The sequence below is a fragment of the Mycobacterium venezuelense genome (assembly GCF_054919535.1).
In genome coordinates, this window is record NZ_JBONDW010000037.1 from 1 (window position 1) to 20,454 (window position 20,454).

11 protein-coding genes and 3 pseudogenes are annotated in these 20,454 nt (G+C 64.8%); 10 read left to right on the forward strand and 4 right to left on the reverse strand.

Annotation, left to right across the window (positions count from 1 at the left end):
* The 3 genes and pseudogenes from ACRCUN_RS33410 to eccE all read right to left on the reverse strand — a co-directional run.
* Positions 1-1,916: pseudogene (locus ACRCUN_RS33410) on the reverse strand (NAD-glutamate dehydrogenase); the annotation flags it as partial.
* A 249-nt stretch (positions 1,917-2,165) separates the two neighbouring features.
* The gene (locus ACRCUN_RS33415) at positions 2,166-2,921 is read right to left on the reverse strand and encodes a DUF5336 domain-containing protein (protein WP_462145892.1); all 756 of its coding nucleotides are present in this window, start codon (positions 2,919-2,921) and stop codon (positions 2,166-2,168) included.
* A 52-nt stretch (positions 2,922-2,973) separates the two neighbouring features.
* Positions 2,974-4,575 carry a type VII secretion protein EccE gene (gene eccE, locus ACRCUN_RS33420; protein WP_462145893.1) on the reverse strand — a complete coding sequence of 534 codons (1,602 nt, stop codon included), beginning with the start codon at positions 4,573-4,575 and terminating at the stop codon, positions 2,974-2,976.
* A 202-nt stretch (positions 4,576-4,777) separates the two neighbouring features.
* Between eccE and eccB the strand changes: the two genes are divergently transcribed.
* Positions 4,778-6,277, forward strand: coding sequence for a type VII secretion protein EccB (gene eccB / locus ACRCUN_RS33425; RefSeq protein WP_462145894.1), 1,500 nt, complete (start codon positions 4,778-4,780; stop codon positions 6,275-6,277).
* Between the two features lie 9 nt (positions 6,278-6,286).
* Here the strand turns inward: eccB and eccD (ACRCUN_RS33430) are convergent, their stop codons facing one another.
* A complete protein-coding gene (gene eccD / locus ACRCUN_RS33430) occupies positions 6,287-7,693 on the reverse strand; it encodes a type VII secretion integral membrane protein EccD (RefSeq protein ID WP_462145904.1) in 1,407 nt (468 codons plus the stop codon).
* A 181-nt stretch (positions 7,694-7,874) separates the two neighbouring features.
* On the opposite strand from eccD (ACRCUN_RS33430), the pseudogene eccCa reads away from it, so the two are divergent.
* The 9 genes and pseudogenes from eccCa to ACRCUN_RS33475 all read left to right on the forward strand — a co-directional run bounded on the left by eccCa (position 7,875) and on the right by ACRCUN_RS33475 (position 20,452).
* Positions 7,875-11,913, forward strand: a pseudogene (gene eccCa, locus ACRCUN_RS33435) (type VII secretion protein EccCa).
* Entirely contained in the window at positions 11,910-13,373 is a 1,464-nt protein-coding gene (gene eccD / locus ACRCUN_RS33440; protein WP_462145895.1) for a type VII secretion integral membrane protein EccD, read from the forward strand. Before eccCa ends, eccD (ACRCUN_RS33440) begins: the two are co-directional and overlap by 4 nt.
* Positions 13,370-14,752, forward strand: coding sequence for a type VII secretion-associated serine protease mycosin (gene mycP, locus ACRCUN_RS33445; protein ID WP_462145905.1), 1,383 nt, complete (start codon positions 13,370-13,372; stop codon positions 14,750-14,752). The genes eccD (ACRCUN_RS33440) and mycP overlap by 4 nt, the downstream gene beginning before the upstream one ends.
* 11 nt (positions 14,753-14,763) lie before the next feature.
* Positions 14,764-16,194, forward strand: a pseudogene (locus ACRCUN_RS33450) (MinD/ParA family ATP-binding protein); the annotation flags it as partial.
* Positions 16,195-16,319: 125 nt separating this feature from the next.
* Positions 16,320-16,691, forward strand: a complete 372-nt coding sequence (locus ACRCUN_RS33455; RefSeq protein WP_462145896.1) for a hypothetical protein — start codon at positions 16,320-16,322, stop codon at positions 16,689-16,691.
* 20 nt (positions 16,692-16,711) lie between these two features.
* On the forward strand, positions 16,712-18,169 hold the full coding sequence (locus ACRCUN_RS33460; RefSeq protein ID WP_462145897.1) for a hypothetical protein: 1,458 nt from the start codon (positions 16,712-16,714) through the stop codon (positions 18,167-18,169).
* Between the two features lie 119 nt (positions 18,170-18,288).
* The gene (locus ACRCUN_RS33465) at positions 18,289-19,173 is read left to right on the forward strand and encodes a beta-ketoacyl-[acyl-carrier-protein] synthase family protein (RefSeq protein ID WP_462145898.1); all 885 of its coding nucleotides are present in this window, start codon (positions 18,289-18,291) and stop codon (positions 19,171-19,173) included.
* Between the two features lie 23 nt (positions 19,174-19,196).
* On the forward strand, positions 19,197-19,997 hold the full coding sequence (locus ACRCUN_RS33470) for an ESX secretion-associated protein EspG (protein WP_462145899.1): 801 nt from the start codon (positions 19,197-19,199) through the stop codon (positions 19,995-19,997).
* The gene (locus tag ACRCUN_RS33475) at positions 19,994-20,452 is read left to right on the forward strand and encodes a YbaB/EbfC family nucleoid-associated protein (protein WP_462145900.1); all 459 of its coding nucleotides are present in this window, start codon (positions 19,994-19,996) and stop codon (positions 20,450-20,452) included. The genes ACRCUN_RS33470 and ACRCUN_RS33475 overlap by 4 nt, the downstream gene beginning before the upstream one ends.
* The last annotated feature ends 2 nt before the right edge of the window (positions 20,453-20,454 follow it).

The following is a 20,454-nucleotide window of genomic DNA, read 5'->3' on the forward strand; positions in this document are numbered from 1 at the left end:
GTCAACCCCGCCCGCAACACCAACTCGTTGAACCGGTCGATCTCCACCCGACCATGCCAAATCGCGGTCACCGCATCAGCGAACCGCTCGGCCGTCGCCGCATCAGACGCCGCCGGGATACTACGATGCCGCGAGATCTTGAACTGATAAATCCACACCGGCAAACCATCAGCCCGAGCAACCGTAAACGGCCGCTCCTCCAACACCACCACACCCATCGACTGCAACATCGGCAACAACTCACTCAACGACGCCGACTGCCCACCCAAATACCACGTGAGCTGAGCAATCCCGTCCTCACCGCTGTCGGCCAGAACCAGTTTGACCGAACCCTCGGTCAATGCTTCGAGTATCGCAATGTCATTGATTGCGTCGATGGGCGCGACGGCCTGCTTGTAATCCTCGGGGAAGGCACCGGCATAGTGCTGTGCGGCGCCGTGATCGAGGGCATCTTGCCGCACGTACCCGAGCAATCGGTCGCTCCAGGTGCGGGCCGCGTCGGTGAGCAGGTCTTGAATGTGAGTTGTGCGGTCCACGGACAAGTCGATGTCGGCGACCTGCAAGCCATCAGGTAGCCGAACAGTGAAGTAGGCGACAGCCCACGGTGACTCACTGACGCGAGCGGCATACTCGATGCTGGTGCCGCCGAGTTCGCGGACCAGGATGTCCTGCATCTCCAGCCGCACCGCCGTCGTGTAACGGTCACGCGGCAGATACACCAGGCACGATACGAAATGGGCGATTTCGTCGGCACGCAGGAACAGCAGAGTCCGACGCCGCGCGCCGAGATCAACGACTTCCATCACCATGTCGAGCAGTTCTGCAGCGTTGAGTGCGAAAAGTTCTGAGCGTGGGATGGTTTGGACAATGTCGAGCAAAAGCTGGTTCGGATGGCCCACGTCGTCCCCGGCGGACGCGAGCGCTTCGCGGACTCGACGCGAGATCACCGGAATGCCGAGGACGTTGGCACCCATGGCCGCAGCGGTGAACACGCCGACGAAACGATGCTCAACTGCGATCCCGCCACGTTGTTCACGGACAGCGACCACGTAGGGATATGCTCCATAACGCACATAACTCGGTATGGTCGCCTGCGCGAACGCCAACAGCCCGTCCGGCTCGGTGAGCTGTGGTGACGCGTCGGTACGCAACCGCAGCACGCCCAGCCGACTCGATCGATAAGGCAAGGTCTTTCCGCTGTCGACCGTGCAGCATTGATAGCCGAGCAGCCGGAAGTTGCCATCGGCCAGCCACCGCAACAAGTCTGCGACTTCAGTCCGGTTCGCTGACGGGAACCGGTTGCTGCCGTCGTGGTCGAGGTCGTCGGCAAGGCCGCGAATCCGGGACAGTAGCGCCTGTGTGTCCGCGTCGATCTGCCGGGCATCGGCAACGATGTCGGGCAGGAGCTGTGCGGCTTCAGCGGAAGCCGGGGCATCGGCCGCGCTCGTGAGCTGCACGTGGATCCAGGTTTCGTCGATGCTGTCGAAAGGCGGTGCGCTGGTGGATGGTCGGACTTCGATGAGCTCGCCGTTGGGTCCCCTGCGGACCTGAAATACGGGACTCATGATGGCGCGATAGCCGACACCGAGCCGGTGCAGCAGCACGGTTACCGAGTCCACCAGCGTCGGTGTGCTGTCGGTGACGATCTGCAACGCCGGACCGACCCCCGTCGAGTTGTCGGTGTACACCGCGACCTGCGTCTCGCCACAACGCCGGATTTGAGCCAGTCGATAGTGCGCGGCCGCCGCGGATTTGGAAATGGCGTGCTCCGACGCTGATTCGTCTACCAATCCGGTGGACGCAGCGACCGAACTGGGTGCATCGCCACGCGGTCCGCGACAGGACGAGGCGTATGCCTGGAGGACGTGGGCGGCAGGAACTGCCGTATGGGCGAAGGTGTCGAGGATGTCGGTCATGCCGCGCCGGTTTTCGATGTTCCGCATGGTGAATGACCTCGGCGGTGCCGAGGAAGTGCCTTTCTCAGGGGGATGTCTGCGTAATCGTAGGCGCGGTTCAGTTCGAATCGGCCTGCCGCGTAACGACAAAATTGGTCATCTTCGATGCGACGGAGGCTGCTCGAGAATTACACACGCAGACGGAATTCGGCGGTACGGCTGCTGCCGGACGCGAACCAGCGGAAGAGCGAAGCGGTTGACCGCTGACAGCTAGGGTGACGATGCCGGTCGTGTCGAGTAGTCGGGGTTCTCCGGTAGACCGGCCGCGCCATGTGCAGGTCCGATATTGGGCATACCGGCCCCCGGCGCGGCCTGCGTGGCCGGCCCGTTTCGGTGATACTCCGTCGTCGGCGATGTGGCTGTGCCGTAACCCAAGTCGGCGTAGTCGCCATACTGGGCGGTGTGTTCGGAGCGTGACGCCCGCGCGTGTTGAACAGCCTGGCCAAATCCCCTGTGCCGGGACTGGTCTTGCGGTGCCAATGGATTCTGCTGCGTCGACGGCTGCTGAGTGTAATACTGGCGAACAGCCTGGTTGTAGTAGTCGACGTAAGCGTCATAACTCGAGGTGTTCTGATTCGCCGCCTTGGGCCACAACACCATGGCAGACACCGCCGCGGCCGCCTGTATGCCGTTGAGCACCACGATCGCGGTCGAGGCCCATCCGGACTCGGACGTCACGACGAGCGACAGTGCGTCCAAAAATCCCATCGCGGCCAAGGCTGCGGTCGCCATCGTCTGAGGCTTCTGGTTGGCCAGCAGGCTAAAGGCCGCGCACAGCGCAGCGAGAGCGGCGAACCGGACATGCCAGCCGGAGGCGCCGATATCGTCGGCGGCGTAACTGAAGCCGTAGGTCGCCAGCCCCAGCACCGCAACCAACACGAGAAGAATACGCGGCAGCGAACTTTCAGTTTGCCGGCCAGCTGACGGATAGGACGAGCGGTTGTCAGGCGGAAAGGCCACGATCACCCCCTGTGCTTCGCGGATCCCGAAAACGCAATCGGTTCCACGCTAGCGCACCTCAGCGTGAGACCGACGTGTTGAGGTAGCGCATTTCCTCGTCGGTGGCGACCATGGTGACAATCGCCGAGCCTGCCCGCGTGCTGATTTTGACGATGTCGTCTGGCACCGAAATCGTCTCAAGCGTCACGTCTGCCTGCCTCGTCACCGGCGTATGGGGCGCGGCGACGACGATGCTTGTGACCCCTACGCGCACCGACTGTTCGGCGACCTCGTCGAAGACCTCCACCGAATAGTTGCGGTCGGAGCCCGCTCGGATCGCGCCGCGGTTGAAGTCGGCAACCCACAGCACCTCAGGACGGCCGACCGCATCCACCATGTCTCGCCACAGCATGGGGCGCCTGCTGTGCACCAGCACACGGGCGCCGAGAGCCAGTGCACGCAGCACCGCCTGCTGGACCAGATGTAGTGCCCCGCTGATCTCTACCTTGGTGATCTGCGGTCCGAAAAGCGGGAGCGCAACGGCCCGGCCCCGGTCGTCTGCGCCGATGACCTGACCACATCCCGACGCGGGCACTGCGAGTTCGTGAACATCGGTGTCGCGGCCATAGGCCCAGTGCTCGACGGCCCGCCTGGGTGGTGGCACTGGCAGCGTCGCCGTCAGTGCCGAGAACTGAAGGCCGCGAAGGTGGCTCAGACCCGGAAGATCGACCGGGACGCGGATGTCGCTGTCGAAGCGGGCCAAACCTCGGATCTTGACCAAGCCGCGTTGATCGCCTTCGCGCAGTGACAGGCAGACGGTGGTGGAGTAGCTCGGAATGGTCCACAGCAACCCGAGACCCGCGGTGGTGAGCATCTCGGGTCGTACCGCGAAGCTGCACAGCTGGAAACGCCCCTCCTGGCATGCGTCCCAGTTCTCTTCGACGGACGCTAGGTTCACTCCGTCGCTGAGCCGGGTGGCAGCCGCCGCGATACCGCTGGCCGGAAGGATGCGAGGTCGCAGACCGGCCTCGGTCAGTCGATTCGCCACCCGCCTGGTCGCGGTCGTCGCGGTGCGAAGAATGCCGTCGCGTCCACCGCCGCGGCGCCGGACGGACTCGGCGCAGCGCGACGGATCGAACCGCACGGCAATCCAGACGCTGCGGTGGGCGATGGCCGGCAATGGACCGAGAACCGCGTCGTACACGGACGCGATGTCGGTGTGGCCGACCGAGCGGGCACCCTGACTGATGATGTCGATCGAGTCGAGCGTGATGTCGAACTGACGCAAGCACTCGATCAGCGCCCGCACCGGAACCATCTCTCCCGAAACCGTTGTGGCCGGTTCCAGAATCGTCATTGCCTGCGGGTTCTCGTCGATCCTTATCAGTGACAGCAGAGTCCTGCCGTCCCAGCGAAACCCGATCTGGCTGTCATCGGAGCCCGCCACGTCGAACGGGTCCGCAGGTAGGCGGTAATTCGTCCGGCGGCGCCGATCCCGCAGGAAACCCCAGCGCATCGCGACACCGCGCCTCAATGTTGTGCCCCGAACCGGGGTCACAAGCAGCAGGCCGATCAGCAGTCCGGCGATCGCGCCCTGCCAGCCCGGCACGTCAAGCAGAAGGGCAACCACCACACCCGTCGCAACCAAGACCTGCAAGATGAGCAGGTCGGTGAGCGGCATGATTCGCTGCATCCGGATCCCTACCGCGGTCCTTAACTGGGCGGGTGATTTCCGCGGGTCTCGGAATGGCGGCGACGTGCGGCGTCGGCCACTGTTCACAGTCGATATCCTGTTCGCTGCTAAGGGCAACGGGCGCAGCGCGTTTCACTTCACGTGCTATACCCTACGGTGCACGCCTTGCCCGACGCTGATGGGAGGGGCCATGCCAGCGCAAGTTACCACGCGTGCCCAGGTCAACGGCTACCGGTTTCTGATCCGGCGTCTCGAGCATGCGCTCATCCGGGGTGACTCGCGGATGATCCACGACCCGATGCGCGGGCAGATGCGTGCGCTGATCGTGGGTGCGATCATCGCGGTCCTCATCACCGGTGCGTGCGCTGTGTTGGCGTTTTTCAAACCGGCACCCAGTCTCGGTGATGCCCAGATCCTGTTGAGCAAGTCCAGCGGCGCGGCGTTCGTCCGGATCGGTGATCGCGTGCATCCGGTGCTGAACCTGGCCTCGGCCCGGTTGATCGTCGGTGCCAGCGAGAATCCGAAGGAAGTCGACGACAAGTTCCTCAACGCCGTACCGCGTGGCGCCATGGTCGGCATCGTGGGTGCGCCCAGCAGCATCCGCGGCGCCGACAACATCGGCATGTCGTCGTGGACCGTATGCGACACCTGGTTGACACCCGGCGTCACCGAAACCACCGGCACGCCGAGCCTGCAGACCACGGTGTTGGCGAACGATCCGGTGCTGCAGGGGATCCGGTATACCGAACCGGCGGAGGCCATCCTCACCACGGCGGGCGACACCACCTACCTGATCTACGACGGTGTACGGGCGCCGGTCGACCTGGCAGATCCGGTCGTTGTCAGAGGTCTCCACCTGCAGGGCGCAGCGGTCCGTCCGGTCTCGCTCAGCCTGCTCAACACATTCCCACTCGTGGACCCGATCACGCCGGTGATGATCGACGGTGTGGGCGAGCTGAATCCGGCGCTCGGACCGGAGCACCCCGTCGGTTCCATGGTCTCGACCTCCGACTCCCGTGGGGAGCAACTCTACGTAGTGCTCCGCGACGGTTTGCAGCCGATTTCACCCGCCACCGCAGACATCATCCGGCACGGAGAAGCTGACGCCACGCGGACGTCAGCGCGGGAGATCGGTCCCGCCATGCTCGCCGATGTGCCTATCGTCCATCACCTTCCGGTGAGCCACTATCCGTCATCGTCGCCGAAGATCATCCCTGCCGATCCGGATCGAGTGATGTGCATGGGCTGGCAGCGCGAACCCACCGGCGCGCAGGCAGACGTCCGGCTCTTGGTCGGGCACCGGCTGCCTTTGCTGGACGGGGCCGAGCCCGTGCGGCTGGCCACTGCCGACGGCAACGGGCCAGGTGTGGATTCGGTGTACCTGGCTCCCGGCACGGGCGAGTATGTGCAGGCTACGGGTGGTGGGCCGGACAGCCGATCGACCGGTCAGCTGTTCTATGTCTCCGATACCGGATTGCGCTACCACATCAAGGATTACCCGACAGCAGAGGCGCTCGGTGTGACCGGTGTGAAGATCCCAGACGGGGCTGAGTCGGCCCCGCAGTGGGCGCCGTGGCCGGTGTTGTCATTGCTTCCGCCGGGACCCGAGCTGTCGCAACAGGCCGCCCTCGTCGCGCATGACGGAATGGCGGCAGACCCGGACAGCATCTCGTTCGCGCCAGGGGATTGAGGGCCTGCGCTAGATCTGCAATTCGCGAAAGTGTGCGAACAGCCGAACAATCCAGAAACACAAGGGAAACAGCAAGCCAATAGCGATGTACTCACCGATCTCGACCCACCGTCGCATGACGGGCGAGAATTCTCTGCGCGGTGCGATCAGACCGCACGCGACGATGAGAATCATCAGCGCCAATAGCGCCACCATCGCGCGGGTCTGCCAGTCGTCGACGTTCACCGCCGTTTTGACGATGACTGCGATGGCGATCGTCATGCCGCTGGCGATGAGGGTGGCCGATTGCACGACGTCATGGTGACTACGTCCGCGCAAGCACAGCACCGTTGCCACGACGAGGGCGAAAGCCGTGCCCTGCCAGAAAAACCCGTCGCTGACATCCACGCTGAGGTAGCTGCCCACTACGGCCGCGAGCGCTGCGGCGGCGAGAAGTCCGGTGAGGTACTCATTGGCCCGCCGTACCCGCGCGATCAGATTTTCCTCGGTCGGGATGATCTGCTTACCGACCGCGTCGACTCCTTCGACGGTTGTGCCGCCCTGTGTCTCGATGTCGTCGAGTGGCTCACCCGCGGTCGGTACCCGGGGAAGCGGCAGCTTCGACAGCGCGATCGTCATGCGCGGTGCCAGGTAGATCGCAATCACCGCGACGGTAGCCAGTATTGCGCCAACAGTCCGCTGAGCAGGGCTCCACAGCAATACTGCCGTCATGCTCGCGCCACCGAATGCACACGTTGCGATAACCCCCGTGTGCAACGTGCGCCCGGTCCCTGAGATCAACAGCACCAGAAGTGCACTGAGCGCAGTGAGCGCGAATGCCATGGGCAGTGACGTCGTACCGAAACCGCCCGGCACTACATAGAGGGATCCGGCGAACAGTAGGGGCAGCGCAAGCGCCGTCACCCAGGACGAACGGGACGCGCCGGATGCGCGATAGCCCAGTACGCAGGCGAACACCACACCGAGGATGCCCAACCCGAACAGGGCCACGGGCACCACGGGGTCGCCTGCCCACCTTGGCAGCACGGCGGCCAGTGTGATCGTGGCGGCCAACGTGACAGAACTACAGGCCAGCAGGGTCGCATTGTGCGACAGCCAGTCTCGCAGGACCGATTCGTCCCCACTTGACATGTCGTCGACGTCGTCGAACAACAGCGGGCTCACCGGCCGGCCGGCTTCACAGATCATCAGGATGTCGCCGTCGAATATCCCGGCCTCGCTCAGCGAGCGGTGCGGGTCGATCGGGCCACCGTCGAGCGGAGCCAGAGTCCAGCTGCCGGTCGCGTCATCGAACTCTGAAGCGCCGGCGAGATCCCGAACGGTGAGTTGCTCGTTCGCGATGTCGATGACGTCGTTGATGTACTCCGAGATGCGGACGTGGGCGGGCAGGCCGACGTCGATACTCAATGTGCCCACCGCCAGGGTGAGGCGGCTAAGCTCAGGTTCAGATTCGGCTTCCGGACCGATGTCCGACAGCGACGGCGGTAAGGTCAAACCCGGTCGGCCTCCTGCGCAATGGGATTGCTCCGCAGAGACAATACCCGTCAACAGCCGTCAGCGGCCGCGCCAGTCGTGTGAGATTTCGGGGGGGTGGACGGTGGGCACGCAGGGATTCGTACGCCGCCTCAGGGTGGTGCCGCCGCGGATGCCGGGCGGCGAGATCAACCTGGCGGCACCGCCGGAGGTGCCCAGGCACATCCCGGCGAACCTTTTCATCAGGCTGATGCCGTTCGTCATGATCGTCGCCATCGTCGGCATGATCGCGCTGCTGATCACCGTGGGTGGACGCGACATGGCGCGCAACCCGATGTTTCTGCTCTTCCCCATGATGATGGTCATGTCGATGGTCGGCATGTTCATGGGCGGTGGTGGACGTTCCGGTAAAGCCGCCGCCGAACTCAACGAGGAGCGCAAGGACTACTTCAGCTATCTGGCTAATCTGCGCGACGAGGCCGACAACACCGGCGGACAGCAGCGCAGCGCCCTCGAGTGGAGCCATCCCGACCCCCGCGCGTTGGAACGATGTGGTGGGTACCCGCCGGATGTGGGAGCGCCGACCGACCGATTCCGATTACTGCCATGTGCGGGTCGGAATCGGAACGCACCGACTTGCGACGAGGCTGCTGGCGCCCGAGACCGGCCCGCCCGAAGACTTGGAGCCCGTCTCGACGGTGGCGCTGCGCCGGTTCGTCAAGACCCACTCAGTGGTCCACGCACTGCCCACCGCGGTCTCCTTGCGGGCTTTCCCGACCATCACGTTCGAGGGTGAACGCAAACTGGCGCAGCAGCTGGTGCGTTCGATGATCTTGGAGCTCTGCACTTTCCACGGTCCTGACCACGTACAGGTCGCGGTGATGACGGCAAACCCGGACGGCGATGTGTGGAGTTGGGTCAAGTGGTTGCCCCACGCACAACATTCGGTGGCCCGAGACGGCATGGGGTCGGTGCGGATGTTGTTTCCCACCCTGGAGTTACTGGAGATCGCGCTGGCGGCGGAGCTGACCGAGCGAGGCCGCTTCAGTCGTAACGCCCAACCCACCCAGGGGCTCAAGCAGCTGGTGGTGGTTCTCGACGACGGGTTCGTGACGGGTGATGAACGGCTGATCACGGACGCAGGGATGGACAGTGTCACCCTGCTCGACCTCAACGGTCCCCGCGACGGTGCGACAGCGCGGCGCAGTCTGCAGTTGCTGGTGGAGGGTGACGACGTGGCGGCGCGCACCGCGGTCGGCGTCGAACGATTCGCCACCCCCGACGCCATCAGCGTTGCCGAGGCTGCCAGCGGTGCGCGGCGTATCGGCCGGTATCGACCCGCCAACGCCGCCCACATCGTGAGCCTCGAAGCCGACTCCAGGGCAACCGACCCGGGTCTGATGGCGCTGCTGAAAATCAACGACGCTGCCGAGATCGTGCCCGAAGAGATATGGCGACCGAGATCGGCGCGGGAACGACTGCGGGTGCCGATCGGTATCACGCCGAACGGTCAGCCCATCGAACTCGACATCAAGGAATCCGCCGAAGGCGGGATGGGGCCACACGGATTATGCATCGGCGCAACCGGTTCGGGTAAATCGGAGTTTCTCCGCACCCTGGTACTGTCGCTGATCACCTCCCATTCACCGGAAGCTCTCAACCTGGTGCTGGTGGACTTCAAGGGCGGCGCGACGTTCCTCGGGCTCGAAGGGGTCGCGCACATCGCCGCGATCATCACCAACCTTGAAGACGAACTGACGATGGTCGACCGCATGCGCGATGCGCTCGCCGGCGAGATGAACCGCCGTCAGGAACTGCTGCGGGCGGCGGGCAACTTCCCGAACGTCACGGAGTACGAACGGGCCCGCGTGAACGGTGCTGATCTGGAACCGCTGCCGGCATTGTTCATCGTCGTCGATGAGTTCTCCGAATTGTTATCTCAAAAACCAGATTTCGCCGAGCTGTTCGTGATGATCGGCCGATTGGGCCGGTCGTTGCACATGCATCTGCTGCTGGCATCGCAGCGCCTTGAGGAGAGCAAGCTCCGCGGACTGGACTCGCACCTGTCCTACCGGATCGGTCTCAAGACCTTCTCGGCGGGCGAGTCACGCAGTGTGCTGGGTGTGCCCGATGCCTATCACCTACCGAGCGTCCCTGGTTCGGCGTTCCTGAAATGCGATGCGTCAGAACCTATTCGGTTCAACAGCAGTTATGTCTCCGGCGAGTACGTCAAGCCGCGGACGTCGGCGCGCAGCGGCCGGGTGTCCCAACTTGGCGCGTTGGCGCCCAAACTGTTCACCGCGACGCCGGTGAAAAAGGACGCCGTTCCCACGCCAATCGTCGACCGGGCAACGGAAGCGGAATCAGTTCCGGCAGCGGCGCCGTCGGGTCCGACCAAGACCACGCTCCTCGATGTCGTCGTGAGCCGACTGCGTGGCCACGGCAGGCCGGCACACGAAGTATGGCTGCCACCGCTGGATGAAAGCCCGGCGGTCAACGATCTGCTGCCGTCGTCGGACTGGCAATCACCCGGCAATGTCAACGGGCGGCTGTGGATACCGATCGGTGTCGTGGACCGCCCCTATGACCAGCGCCGCGAGTTGCTGATGGTCGATCTGTCGGGCGCGCAAGGCAACGTTGCGGTCGTCGGCGGCCCTCAGTCGGGTAAGTCGACTGCGCTGCGCACATTGATCATGTCCGCCGCGGCCACGCACACCCCAGAGCAGTTGCAGTTCTACTGCTTGGACTTCGGCGGTGGAACGTTGGCCAGTCTGTCCAAGCTGCCGCATGTCGGTGGCGTGGCGGGCCGAATGGACGCCGATGCCGTTCGACGAACCGTGGCAGAGGTGGCCGGTGTGCTGCGGGCCCGCGAAAGGCTCTTCCGTGATCTGGGTATCGAATCCATGCGCGACTTCCGGCAGCGCAAAGCCCGACTCGCGACGTTGCCACCCGAGGAGGCAGCACGAGATCCGCTGAGCAAGGACACGTTCGGTGATGTCGTGCTTGTGGTCGACGGATGGGCGTCGATCAGAAGCGATTTCGAGGCCCTCGATCCGGTGCTGCAGTCGCTGGCCATCCAAGGTCTTTCGTACGGCGTGCACCTTGCGGTGTCAGCCTCCCGGTGGATGGAGATCCGGCCCGCGGTCAAAGACATGCTCGGCAGCCGGATCGAACTTCGGCTCGGTGACCCCATCGACAGCGAAGTGGGGCGCAGGGCCGCCGAGGTGGTACCGATCGGCCGGCCCGGCCGCGGTATCAACTTCGAACGCCTGCACATTCTGGTCGGGTTGCCCCGCTTGGACTCCCGGTCGACGGTCGAGGACCTGCCTGCAGGCGTCGCGACTGCGGTCGACGCCGTACGCGCCCACTACGGCGAACGGCAGGCCCCGCGGGTGCGGATGTTGCCTCACGATGTCGACCGCGACGGCGTGATCCGCGCTGCCCGCGAGATCGGTCCGTTGAGCAAGTCGCGCGTCGCCATCGGGATCAACGAAGAGGAATTGGGCCCTGTCGTCGTGGATTTCGAAGCGCAACCGCATCTGGTGGCGTTCGCGGATTCGGAATGCGGCAAGACCGGGTTGCTGCGTAACATCGCCGCCGGAGTGATGGAAAACGCCACACCCACCGAAGCCAAGATCATCCTCGTCGACTTCCGGCGCTCGATGCTTGGTGTCGTCCCCGATGAGTATCTCGGTGGCTATTCCACTGCGCCGCAGTCGTGTACGGAGCTGATGACGGCGTTGGCGAACGCTCTGAAGGAGCGGCAGCCTCCCAACGACATCACCCAGCAACAGCTCAAGGAGCGGTCGTGGTGGTCGGGGCCCGACCTGTTCGTGATGATCGACGACTACGACCTCATTCCGGGCGGCTCACTGAGCCATCCGCTCGGGCCGTTGGTGGAGTATCTGCCGCAGGCCCGCGACATCGGCCTCCGCGTCATCGTGACCCGACGCAGTGGCGGTGCCGGCCGGGCGATGCTCGACCCGATCGTCGGCCGGCTGAAAGACCTGTCCTGCAATGGTTTGGTGATGAGCGGTAGCAAGGACGAAGGCCCGCTCTTCGGTGGTTACAAGGCGACCGCGATGCCGCCCGGGCGCGGCATGCTGATCTCGCGCACCATGCGCAGCGGAGTCATTCAACTGTCGAGGATGCCGGACCTGTGACGAGCGAGCTTCGCGAGGCGCAGGGGGCATCGGCCTCGCCCGAACGGATCCGGATATCGGTGCTCGGCGGTCGGACGCAGCTCGATGTCGCGCTGCCGGCAGACGTCCCGGTGGCGGCATTGCTACCGGAGCTTGTCCGTCTGATCGGCTCGCGTGACACTCGCGACGGCGAGGGCGGAGCCGACCGGGAAGAGCGGCGCACGTTCTGGGTTCTCACCCGCGTCGGCGACGGCACCGCGCTCGCGCCGGACGACACACTGCGATCGGTCGGCATCGGCAACGGTGAGTTGCTGCGCGTCGCGTCGCGTCCCACCCTGTCACCGCCGACCCTGCACGACGACGTGGTCGACGCCGCCGCACGTCTCAACAGGGCGGCCTATGCGCCGTGGAATGCGTCCGCCGCCGGTGTGATGGCGATCGTCGGGTTGTGGATGTGCACAGCGGTATGGGTGTATTTCCTCGGTGCCGACGCGCTGTCGGCGCACCGTGGAGCGGTTGTCGGTGGTGCGTTGCTGACGACCGTCCTCACGATCACGAGTGGGGCACTGGCGAATCGGTACCTCGGCCGCGGCGATATCGCGACCGCCGCAGGCTGGCCCGCCATCGCCCTGAGCGCAGCGATCGGCTGGGTGCTGGCCGCGCGTTACGGCGATTGGGGTCTTGCCGCGGCGTGCGTGGTGCTGCTGGTACTCACGGTGGCGTATCACCGGCTGGTCGGCACAGGGCATTGGACTTACCTCACCGCCGCGGTGGTGTTCGGCTTCGGCGCCATCACCCTGTTGGGGCGTGCGTTGGGGGCGCCGGTCCAGGTGCTGTCCGTCGCCGCGGCGACCGTCGCGACGTTGACGTGCCTTTCGGTGCCGACCCTGACCGCGAGGCTCGGTCGCTTTCCGACCCCGACGGTCCGGCCGGGGGTGGCGCACAAGGACCGTCCGTTCGATGACCGGCTCGCCGCGGTGAGGGACGAGGCCGACTCGGGTGCTGCGATGCCCAGTGCCGAAGATGTCTGGGCCCGCGTGCGGTCAGCGGCGCTGAGCCGGGCTGGGTTGCTGGCAGGGCTGGCGACGGTTGTCGTGGTGAGTGCCGTGGTGCTCGTGCGCACAGAGATCGGTTGGCCGAGTTTCTCTTTCGCACTGGTGTGCGCAGCGGTGTTGGCGGTGCGTAATCGTTGCGGTCGTATACCGGCCGAGCGTGCAGCTCTGGCGGCCCCGGCGGTTGCGTTGGCGTTGGCCACCTGTGTCCAGGTCCAAGCCGGTCACGGGCTGCTGCCGCTGGCCGGCATCGGTGTGCTGGTCGCGCTCGCCGTGCTGGCCATGGTGGCCGGTGTGGTTGCCGCGGACGGTGTTCGTCCTGTGTGGGTTTCGACAGCAACGGCCTATGCGGACTATGTGTTGACAGCGGCGCTGATACCGCTCGCGTTCTGGGCGCTCGGCATCTACGACCGGCTCGGGCCGTGGTGATCGTCGCTCGGCGGTGCGCGGCGCTCGTCAGCGCGGTGCTGGTGCTGGCGGCAGTGACGCCGCCCTTACCGGCAGGCGCGATCACCCCGCCCGTGGTCGAGCCCGGCCCGCCGCCCGGTGGACCGGTCGCTCCGCCGCAGCCCACCGAGCTCAAGGCCATCTGCGGGATACCCACGGGCGTGCTGCCTGCCACGGACTTCACCAAGCAGACAAGTGCTGAGGCGATGCTGGAATACCGGTCGGCATGGCGATTCTCGCGTGGAGCAGGGCAGAAGGTGGCGGTGATCGACACGGGCGTGAACCGCCATCCGCGGCTGCGTGCGCTCGAAGCGGGCGGCGATTACGTCTCGAACACCGACGGGCTCGTCGACTGCGACGCGCACGGCACTTTGGTGGCGGGCATCATTGCGGCGGCACCGACGCCTGAGGACAGCTTCTCCGGGGTCGCCCCCGACGCGACGATTCTGTCCATCCGCCAGAACAGCGGGGTGTATGGGGTGGTCGGAAGTGGCGGCGGCCAGAACGACGATCCCAACGCGACCTCGCCCGGCTATGGCACCACCCATACCCTTGCACTGGCGATCACCCGCGCGGTCGATCTCGGCGCGACGGTGATCAACCTGTCGGAGGTTGCGTGCGCCCCGGTGGGGGCCGGCCTCAACGATGCGGAACTCGGCCGTGCGGTCCGCTTCGCCTTCGAGCGCAATGTCGTCGTCGTTGCGGCAGCGGGCAACTTCAACGAGCAGAGCATGTGCCGAACCCAGAATGTGCTGCCCGATCCGAATCAACCGCAGGACGAGGCCTGGGACACCGTGCAGACCATCGCCAGCCCGGCATGGTTCGACGACTATGTGCTGACAGTCGGCGCGGTGACGACGTCGGCCACTCCCGCGGATTTCAGCCTGCACGGGCCCTGGGTTTCGGTGGCCGCACCCGGCGAGCGAGTGACCTCGCTCGACTCGGCGGGACCGGGCCTGATCAACGCCCAACTCGCCCAGGACGGCATGGCGCCCCTGAACGGAACGAGTTTCGCCGCACCCTTTGTGTCTGGTGTTGTCGCACTCGTCCGGTCACATTTTCCGGAGTTGAACGCGGGCCAGGTGATGGATCTGGTCAAACGGACTGCGCGGACCCCAGGCGACGGGCCGAACGTCGCGACCGGTTACGGGGTCATCGATCCCGTCGCCGCGCTGACGAATCAACTGGCGCCAGACAAGAACGAAACTCAGCCGGGTACGGGAACGCCGATCGGCCTTCCCGCGCAGCCAGATGCGGACAACCGCCGGGCACGCGTCATCGTTCTTAGCGTCGTTTCCGCTTGCGTGGCGCTGATGGTGGCTGCCATGGTGCTGACAGCGGCCCGCCGACGCGATCGGTGAACGCTACGTACGATCAAGACCGACTTCCGGCCCGGACACGAAGGGGAACGATGCCGCACGAGGAGCCACCGAGCGCCGAGCCCGGTTCGCTTCACGACGCGTCGCCGGTGGAAGACGCACGACGCGCCGCCCCGCCACCCGATGTCGAGCAGGCAAGCCCCGCGCCGGGCCGTCGTATGGCGCCGCCACCATGGCAGGTGCAGAGCGCGATCGGCGAGCGGCAGTTCGCTCAGCGGTTCGAGCGAGCGGACCCACCGCCACCCGCACCACCGATTGCGTCGCCGTCCGATCAGCAGCCGCAACCCGCCGTCGAGGCGACGCCCGAGCCACCGGAACCGAACTGGGAGCAGGCCCCACCTCCGTTACCGGCTCCGCCTCCGCCGTCCGGCTGGCTACCGCCACCGCCACCCCCGCCCGGCTGGTTGCCACCACCACCGCCCGGATGGATTCCGCCGCCGCCGGCGAGCGAGACCGCGCCGGTTGATCTGCCCCAACGTTTCCGCATGCCGCCATCTCTCGACGAGGCCGAGATCGTCCGGCGTGAGCGCAACGCGCCACAGTCGGGATGGCGGCGAGCCGTGCATCGCGGTAGCGGCGGGCGCATCAATCCCGGTGTGTCCCGCAAGGAGCGCGAGCAAGCGGACCTGCTCGCACAGATTCGACAACCCTTTGTCGGTGACTTCCGCATCGCCGTCTTGTCGATCAAGGGTGGCGTCGGGAAGACCACGACGACACTCGGGCTCGGCTCGGCGCTGGCGATGGTGCGCAACGACCGAGTGATCGCGGTGGACGCCAACCCCGACCGCGGCACGCTGGCAGAACGGGTCGCCGACACGTCAACGCAGTCAACCGTGCGAGACCTGTTGTCAGACGCCAACATCAACCGCTATGCAGACGTCCGTGGCCACACGCGCATGGCGGGAAGCCGGCTCGAGGTGCTCGCCAGCGAGCAAGAGCCCGCGGTGTCGGAGGTATTCGGTGAAGCGGACTATCGACGTGCCGTCGACATTCTGCGTCACTACTACAACATCATCCTGACCGACTGCGGCACCGGCATCATGCATTCAGCCATGGCCGGTGTCCTGGATCTGGCGCACGCCATCGTCCTGGTCAGCTCTCCCGCGATCGATGCGGCACGAAGCGCATCGGCCACGCTGGACTGGTTGACGCAGCACGGGTATGCCGCGCTGGTTCGAGAGGCGCACGTGGTTCTGAGCGCCGCACGGCCCGGTTCGGCGGCGTTGAACGTGGAGAAGGTCTTCGCGCACTTCGAAGCGAGATGCCGCTCGGTGCATATGATTCCGTTCGATCCACATCTCGCCGAGGGTGCGGACGTGGACTTCGAAGCACTGAAGCCGGCCACGGTCGAGGCCTATTTGGAACTGGCGGGCGCGATGGCGGAACTTTTCCCTCGGGTTCGCGGCGAACGCCCCCGCTTCTGAGGCAGACGCTCCTGATACGCCCGTGTAAGGGCGATGCATATCGTTTTGTTTACCATCAATGGTAAATTTACCCGAGTCGCCGTTTGGGCGAGGACCGCGGGACGGGCTGAGTCAAGGGGGAAGCCATGTCGAACACTCCGGGTGTCCTGGACATCCTCGGGCTGAATGGACAAGGTCAGCCCCGGTCGAATCTGCCGTCACCAGTGTGGCCGGGTGACCCTGGTCTGGCGGTGACTGTGGAGGCGCACGCATACTTCACCGCCGCATTCGACAAGTATCGCGGCGCACTCCAGGAAATGCGCAGGGCGATGGAGTTGATCAGCGACGGCGCCCTGCCCAGCGTTCTCACCTATACCTCGGCAGTCGAGACGAACAATCAGCTGTCGAACCTCGCCCCCGAGAAAGTCATTGCAACACTCGACGCCTACATCTCCTACCTCGACGAGTACAAGAACACCGTTGACGCGGCGATCAGGCGGATTCAGGCCGAAGCCTGATCATTGGACGGAGCAGCGACATGTGCGAGGACGCGATCGAAGGCGTAAGCAATTTCTTGTCGGACAGCCCATATTTGATCGCCATCCCGATCGTTGGAACCTGGGCGAATTGGATAGGTGATTGGGGCAACGACCCGTCACAAGTCGACAACGACGATTTGCATGCTCCAACAACCGGCCTCGACGATCTGAACCGGCAGCGCTACGAGAAGGCAAGCTATCCGGTCGTGCCGGAGAACTTTGTACATGTCACGTTCGACGAGGTTTCTGATCACCTTACTGGACCGCGCATCGGCGGCATGGGCACCGGCTTAGCGGCAGCATGGGGAGCGCTCAGAGACGCAATAGCCACCGCAACCGACGATTTCGAGAATGCACTCGAAAGCCTGGTGAAAGACAAGGAGCACTGGAACGGTGACACCAAAGGAGCTGCCTTCGAGAACGTCCGTGCCTCGTTTCGCGAGCCGACTCAGGTGAGTTTGGGCGCGGGAGCGATGGAGACCCTGCTCGATGGCTTTACGCGCACCATGGATTTCGTGTACGACAACATCGCACCCAATCGTGAGAAATATCAGCACGATTTGGCGAACTACTCAGGTAGTGGTGATGAAATCAAGCACGCGTACGACACGTTTGCACAGAAGGTGATGAACGAGACGTACCGCCCCAACATCGAGACCATCGCCAACAACAATCCCTCGTTCACCGGCGGTGGGCCGCCGGACTTGGGGAACAATCCCGGTGGTCCTGCCGGCCCCGGCTCGCTCGGTGGCGGGGGCGGCGCCCCGAGTGGCGGACCGCAGACTCCGGATCTCGGATTGCCGGAGATTCCGGATCCAACCATCCCGACCGACGTTGCAAGTCCGACTACGTCTCCCAACCTCGATGGCATTGCTGACGCCGCGAAGAACGCGCTCGGACAAATGGGTGACGCGGCTAAGCAGGCAGCAGATGCTGCCAAAGAGGCGTTCCAGCCTCCGACCGGTGACGAAGGACCGCCGGAAGGTGTGCTGGGTCTCGGACCAACGGGTATCGGCACCACAAAACCGCCGTTGGGTGGTGCCGGGGGACCAAAAGCGGGCGGCGGCAGTGGTATCGGTATGCCGCGCGCGATCCCGAATGCCAAGGCGGTCAGTGGCATACCCGTCCCTGCCGCCGCACGGATGGCGGCCCCCGCGGTCGGCGCTGGGCTCGGCGCCATGGGCGCGCCCGGCACGGGTGCACCGGCCGCGGCTCAGCGGGGAGACAACAACGCCAAGGGGCATCAGGTCAACAAGGCGTTGAAACGCAAGAAGAATGGGCAGGAGCTGGTGGGGGACACCGACGCAATCGTGCCGGTGATCGGCGCGGACGAATCAGCCGAGACCACCGAGTCCGAGCGAGGCGCCCCGGCATGGCCAAAACCGCCGGGTGAGGCCCCGCGCCCCAGCCGCGGACAGGAAGACCCCGACCGTCCGTTCCAACTGGTCAGCCAGTGACATACATCCGTTCGGTGAGTGCGTTGCTGCCGACGTGGCGGCCTGCCATCCCCGACGAGGTCGCATCGGTGCCGCAGTGGCGTGCCGTATGCGAGTGCCCTGACCTATCACCCGCCGACATGGCCATCCATGCCGGACGCAACGCCCTCGCGGCGGCGGCGGTGCCCTCCTCTGATGTGGCGTGGGTCGTACATGGCGGGTCGGGGTATCAGGGCAGCGCGGGTTGGCCGGTCCATCATCAGATCCAGCATGGCATTGTTGGTAACCACGGCAATGCGTTTGAGCTTCGGCAACTCTGCGCCGGCGGTCTCACGGCGTGGTTGATCTCCGAAGGGCTCACGCGATCGGGCGGTGCGGTGCTCTGCACCGGCGCCGACAATTGGTCGTGGGAAGACCGGTTCGCAGCCGCTAGAACCACTGGCGGAGAACCGTTCTCAGATTCTGCCCATGCGTCGGTTCTCTCGGCAGCAGGGGGTTTCGCCCGGATTGTGGGCATTGGCACCGCAAGTTGTCCCGACCAGGCGCAGCCTTGGCAAACTCGCAAGAAGTTCTGGGAGCACGCGACAATGAGCGACTTCCGAGCTACAGTTGCCTCCGTCGCGGAGTCAAGAACTCCTGAGGCTGCGCGTGATTCGTTCAACATGTTGATCGGTGCGGTGACTTCCGCACTCAAGAACGCGCAGATCAGCCCACAGTACGTGACGCATTTCGTGCCACACGGCACGGCCAGCGGAGAACCGTACCGCTCGCTGGCTAAGGCGCTTGATCTGCCGTGGTCGGAATCGTTGTACCAGAACAGCCTTGACCACGGCTATCTAGGGGTGAGCACACAGGCCGCGGGGCTCGTCCATCTTGCACAAGCGGAAGATCTGACGGCCGATTCGATTGTCCTGCTCGTCGCTTCGGAGTATCAACTCAGTTCGACGGCTGTGGTGCTGCACATCATGCGTACTCCGATGGTGACTACCGACGGACCGGTCTTTACATTGCACGAGGTAGCTTGATGCCCAGTACGCATCCGCAGCGCGTGACGGTTCGCCGGCCGGCTCCTCGTCACGTCGGGAGTATCGACCTCATCGACCTCGACATCATCTGCCGATTCCATGGGCGGGAATCCCTGCCCTACCCGTTCATGCTGACGAAGCCGACCAACTTTGCGTCTCACGACGAATACACCGCATACGGGCGTTCTGTGTCTGATCGCTTCGATCATGGTGACTTGCAGAAGTTTCGACGCTGGGCGGCGGCATACGCCTATGCCGACATCCGCGTCGAATGCCATGTCCAATACATCTCCGCGGACACGCCCAGCCTCCGGGTACTCGGCCACCGGGTGGGTGAACTCGGCTTCGTGGCTCGGCAACGTGAGAACGAGGACATCCTCGATGTATACGAAGTGTCACCGTACGATTTGGGACAGGTAGTCGCCGACGCGGTCGATGTCGGCCGGCCGGGTAAGCATACTGCGGTTGCTTTCTCCGAGCCCTCGACAGTTTCCCGAACTGCGCCCCACTCAGAGGATTTCAGGGTTCATCACGAAGCCGATCGGTCTCCGCCAACAGTGATACGGCGAGCAGCAGTGACAGCCTTCGGTTCTGTCCAGAGTCATTGGCGTCCCACCCGCCGCTGGGGTTTGGATCGCGGCAAGAACGCCGCTGTCTGGGTGAGCGTAGAAGACGACGGCTCATATCTATTCGATCCCGAGATCGGCGCCGGCCGTCCGATGACACGACCGGCCCTGGCCGGGCGGATCGACGAGCTGATCGCCGAGGATGTCGCTGTGCTGCGGGACTTCAAGAACGACACGAGAGCGGGGGAGACGGCGTGAGCAACGACGAACTGCGGCATCGATTGGCTGAGGTGCTGGGCTTGGCTCAAGAGCAAATGGCAGAGATCGCCGCCGTTCGCACGAAACAAGCTGCGCTTACGGCGACCGGTGCGGCAGCCGACGGATTGGTCGAGGTTACTGTCAACGCCCATGGCCAGTTGCTGAACACCGTCATCGACGAGAACTACCTCAACGAGTATGAATTCGACGAATTAGCGGACCACGTCACGGAAGCCGCGCAGGCGGCGGCGAGCGAAGTGACCAAATTAGCGTCCGACATGATGGTGCCGATAAGCGAACGACGAGGCCGCTTCCCATCGCTGTCCGAATTCGTAGACGGCGCACCTGATCTTCGAGACCTGTCAAATCCCCTGCCGCCGCTTGCTTCCCAGCCGGGGACGAGCCACGAGGAACAGGGCAAGCAAGACAACGTGTTCCCGACAGTGAGGAGATGAGG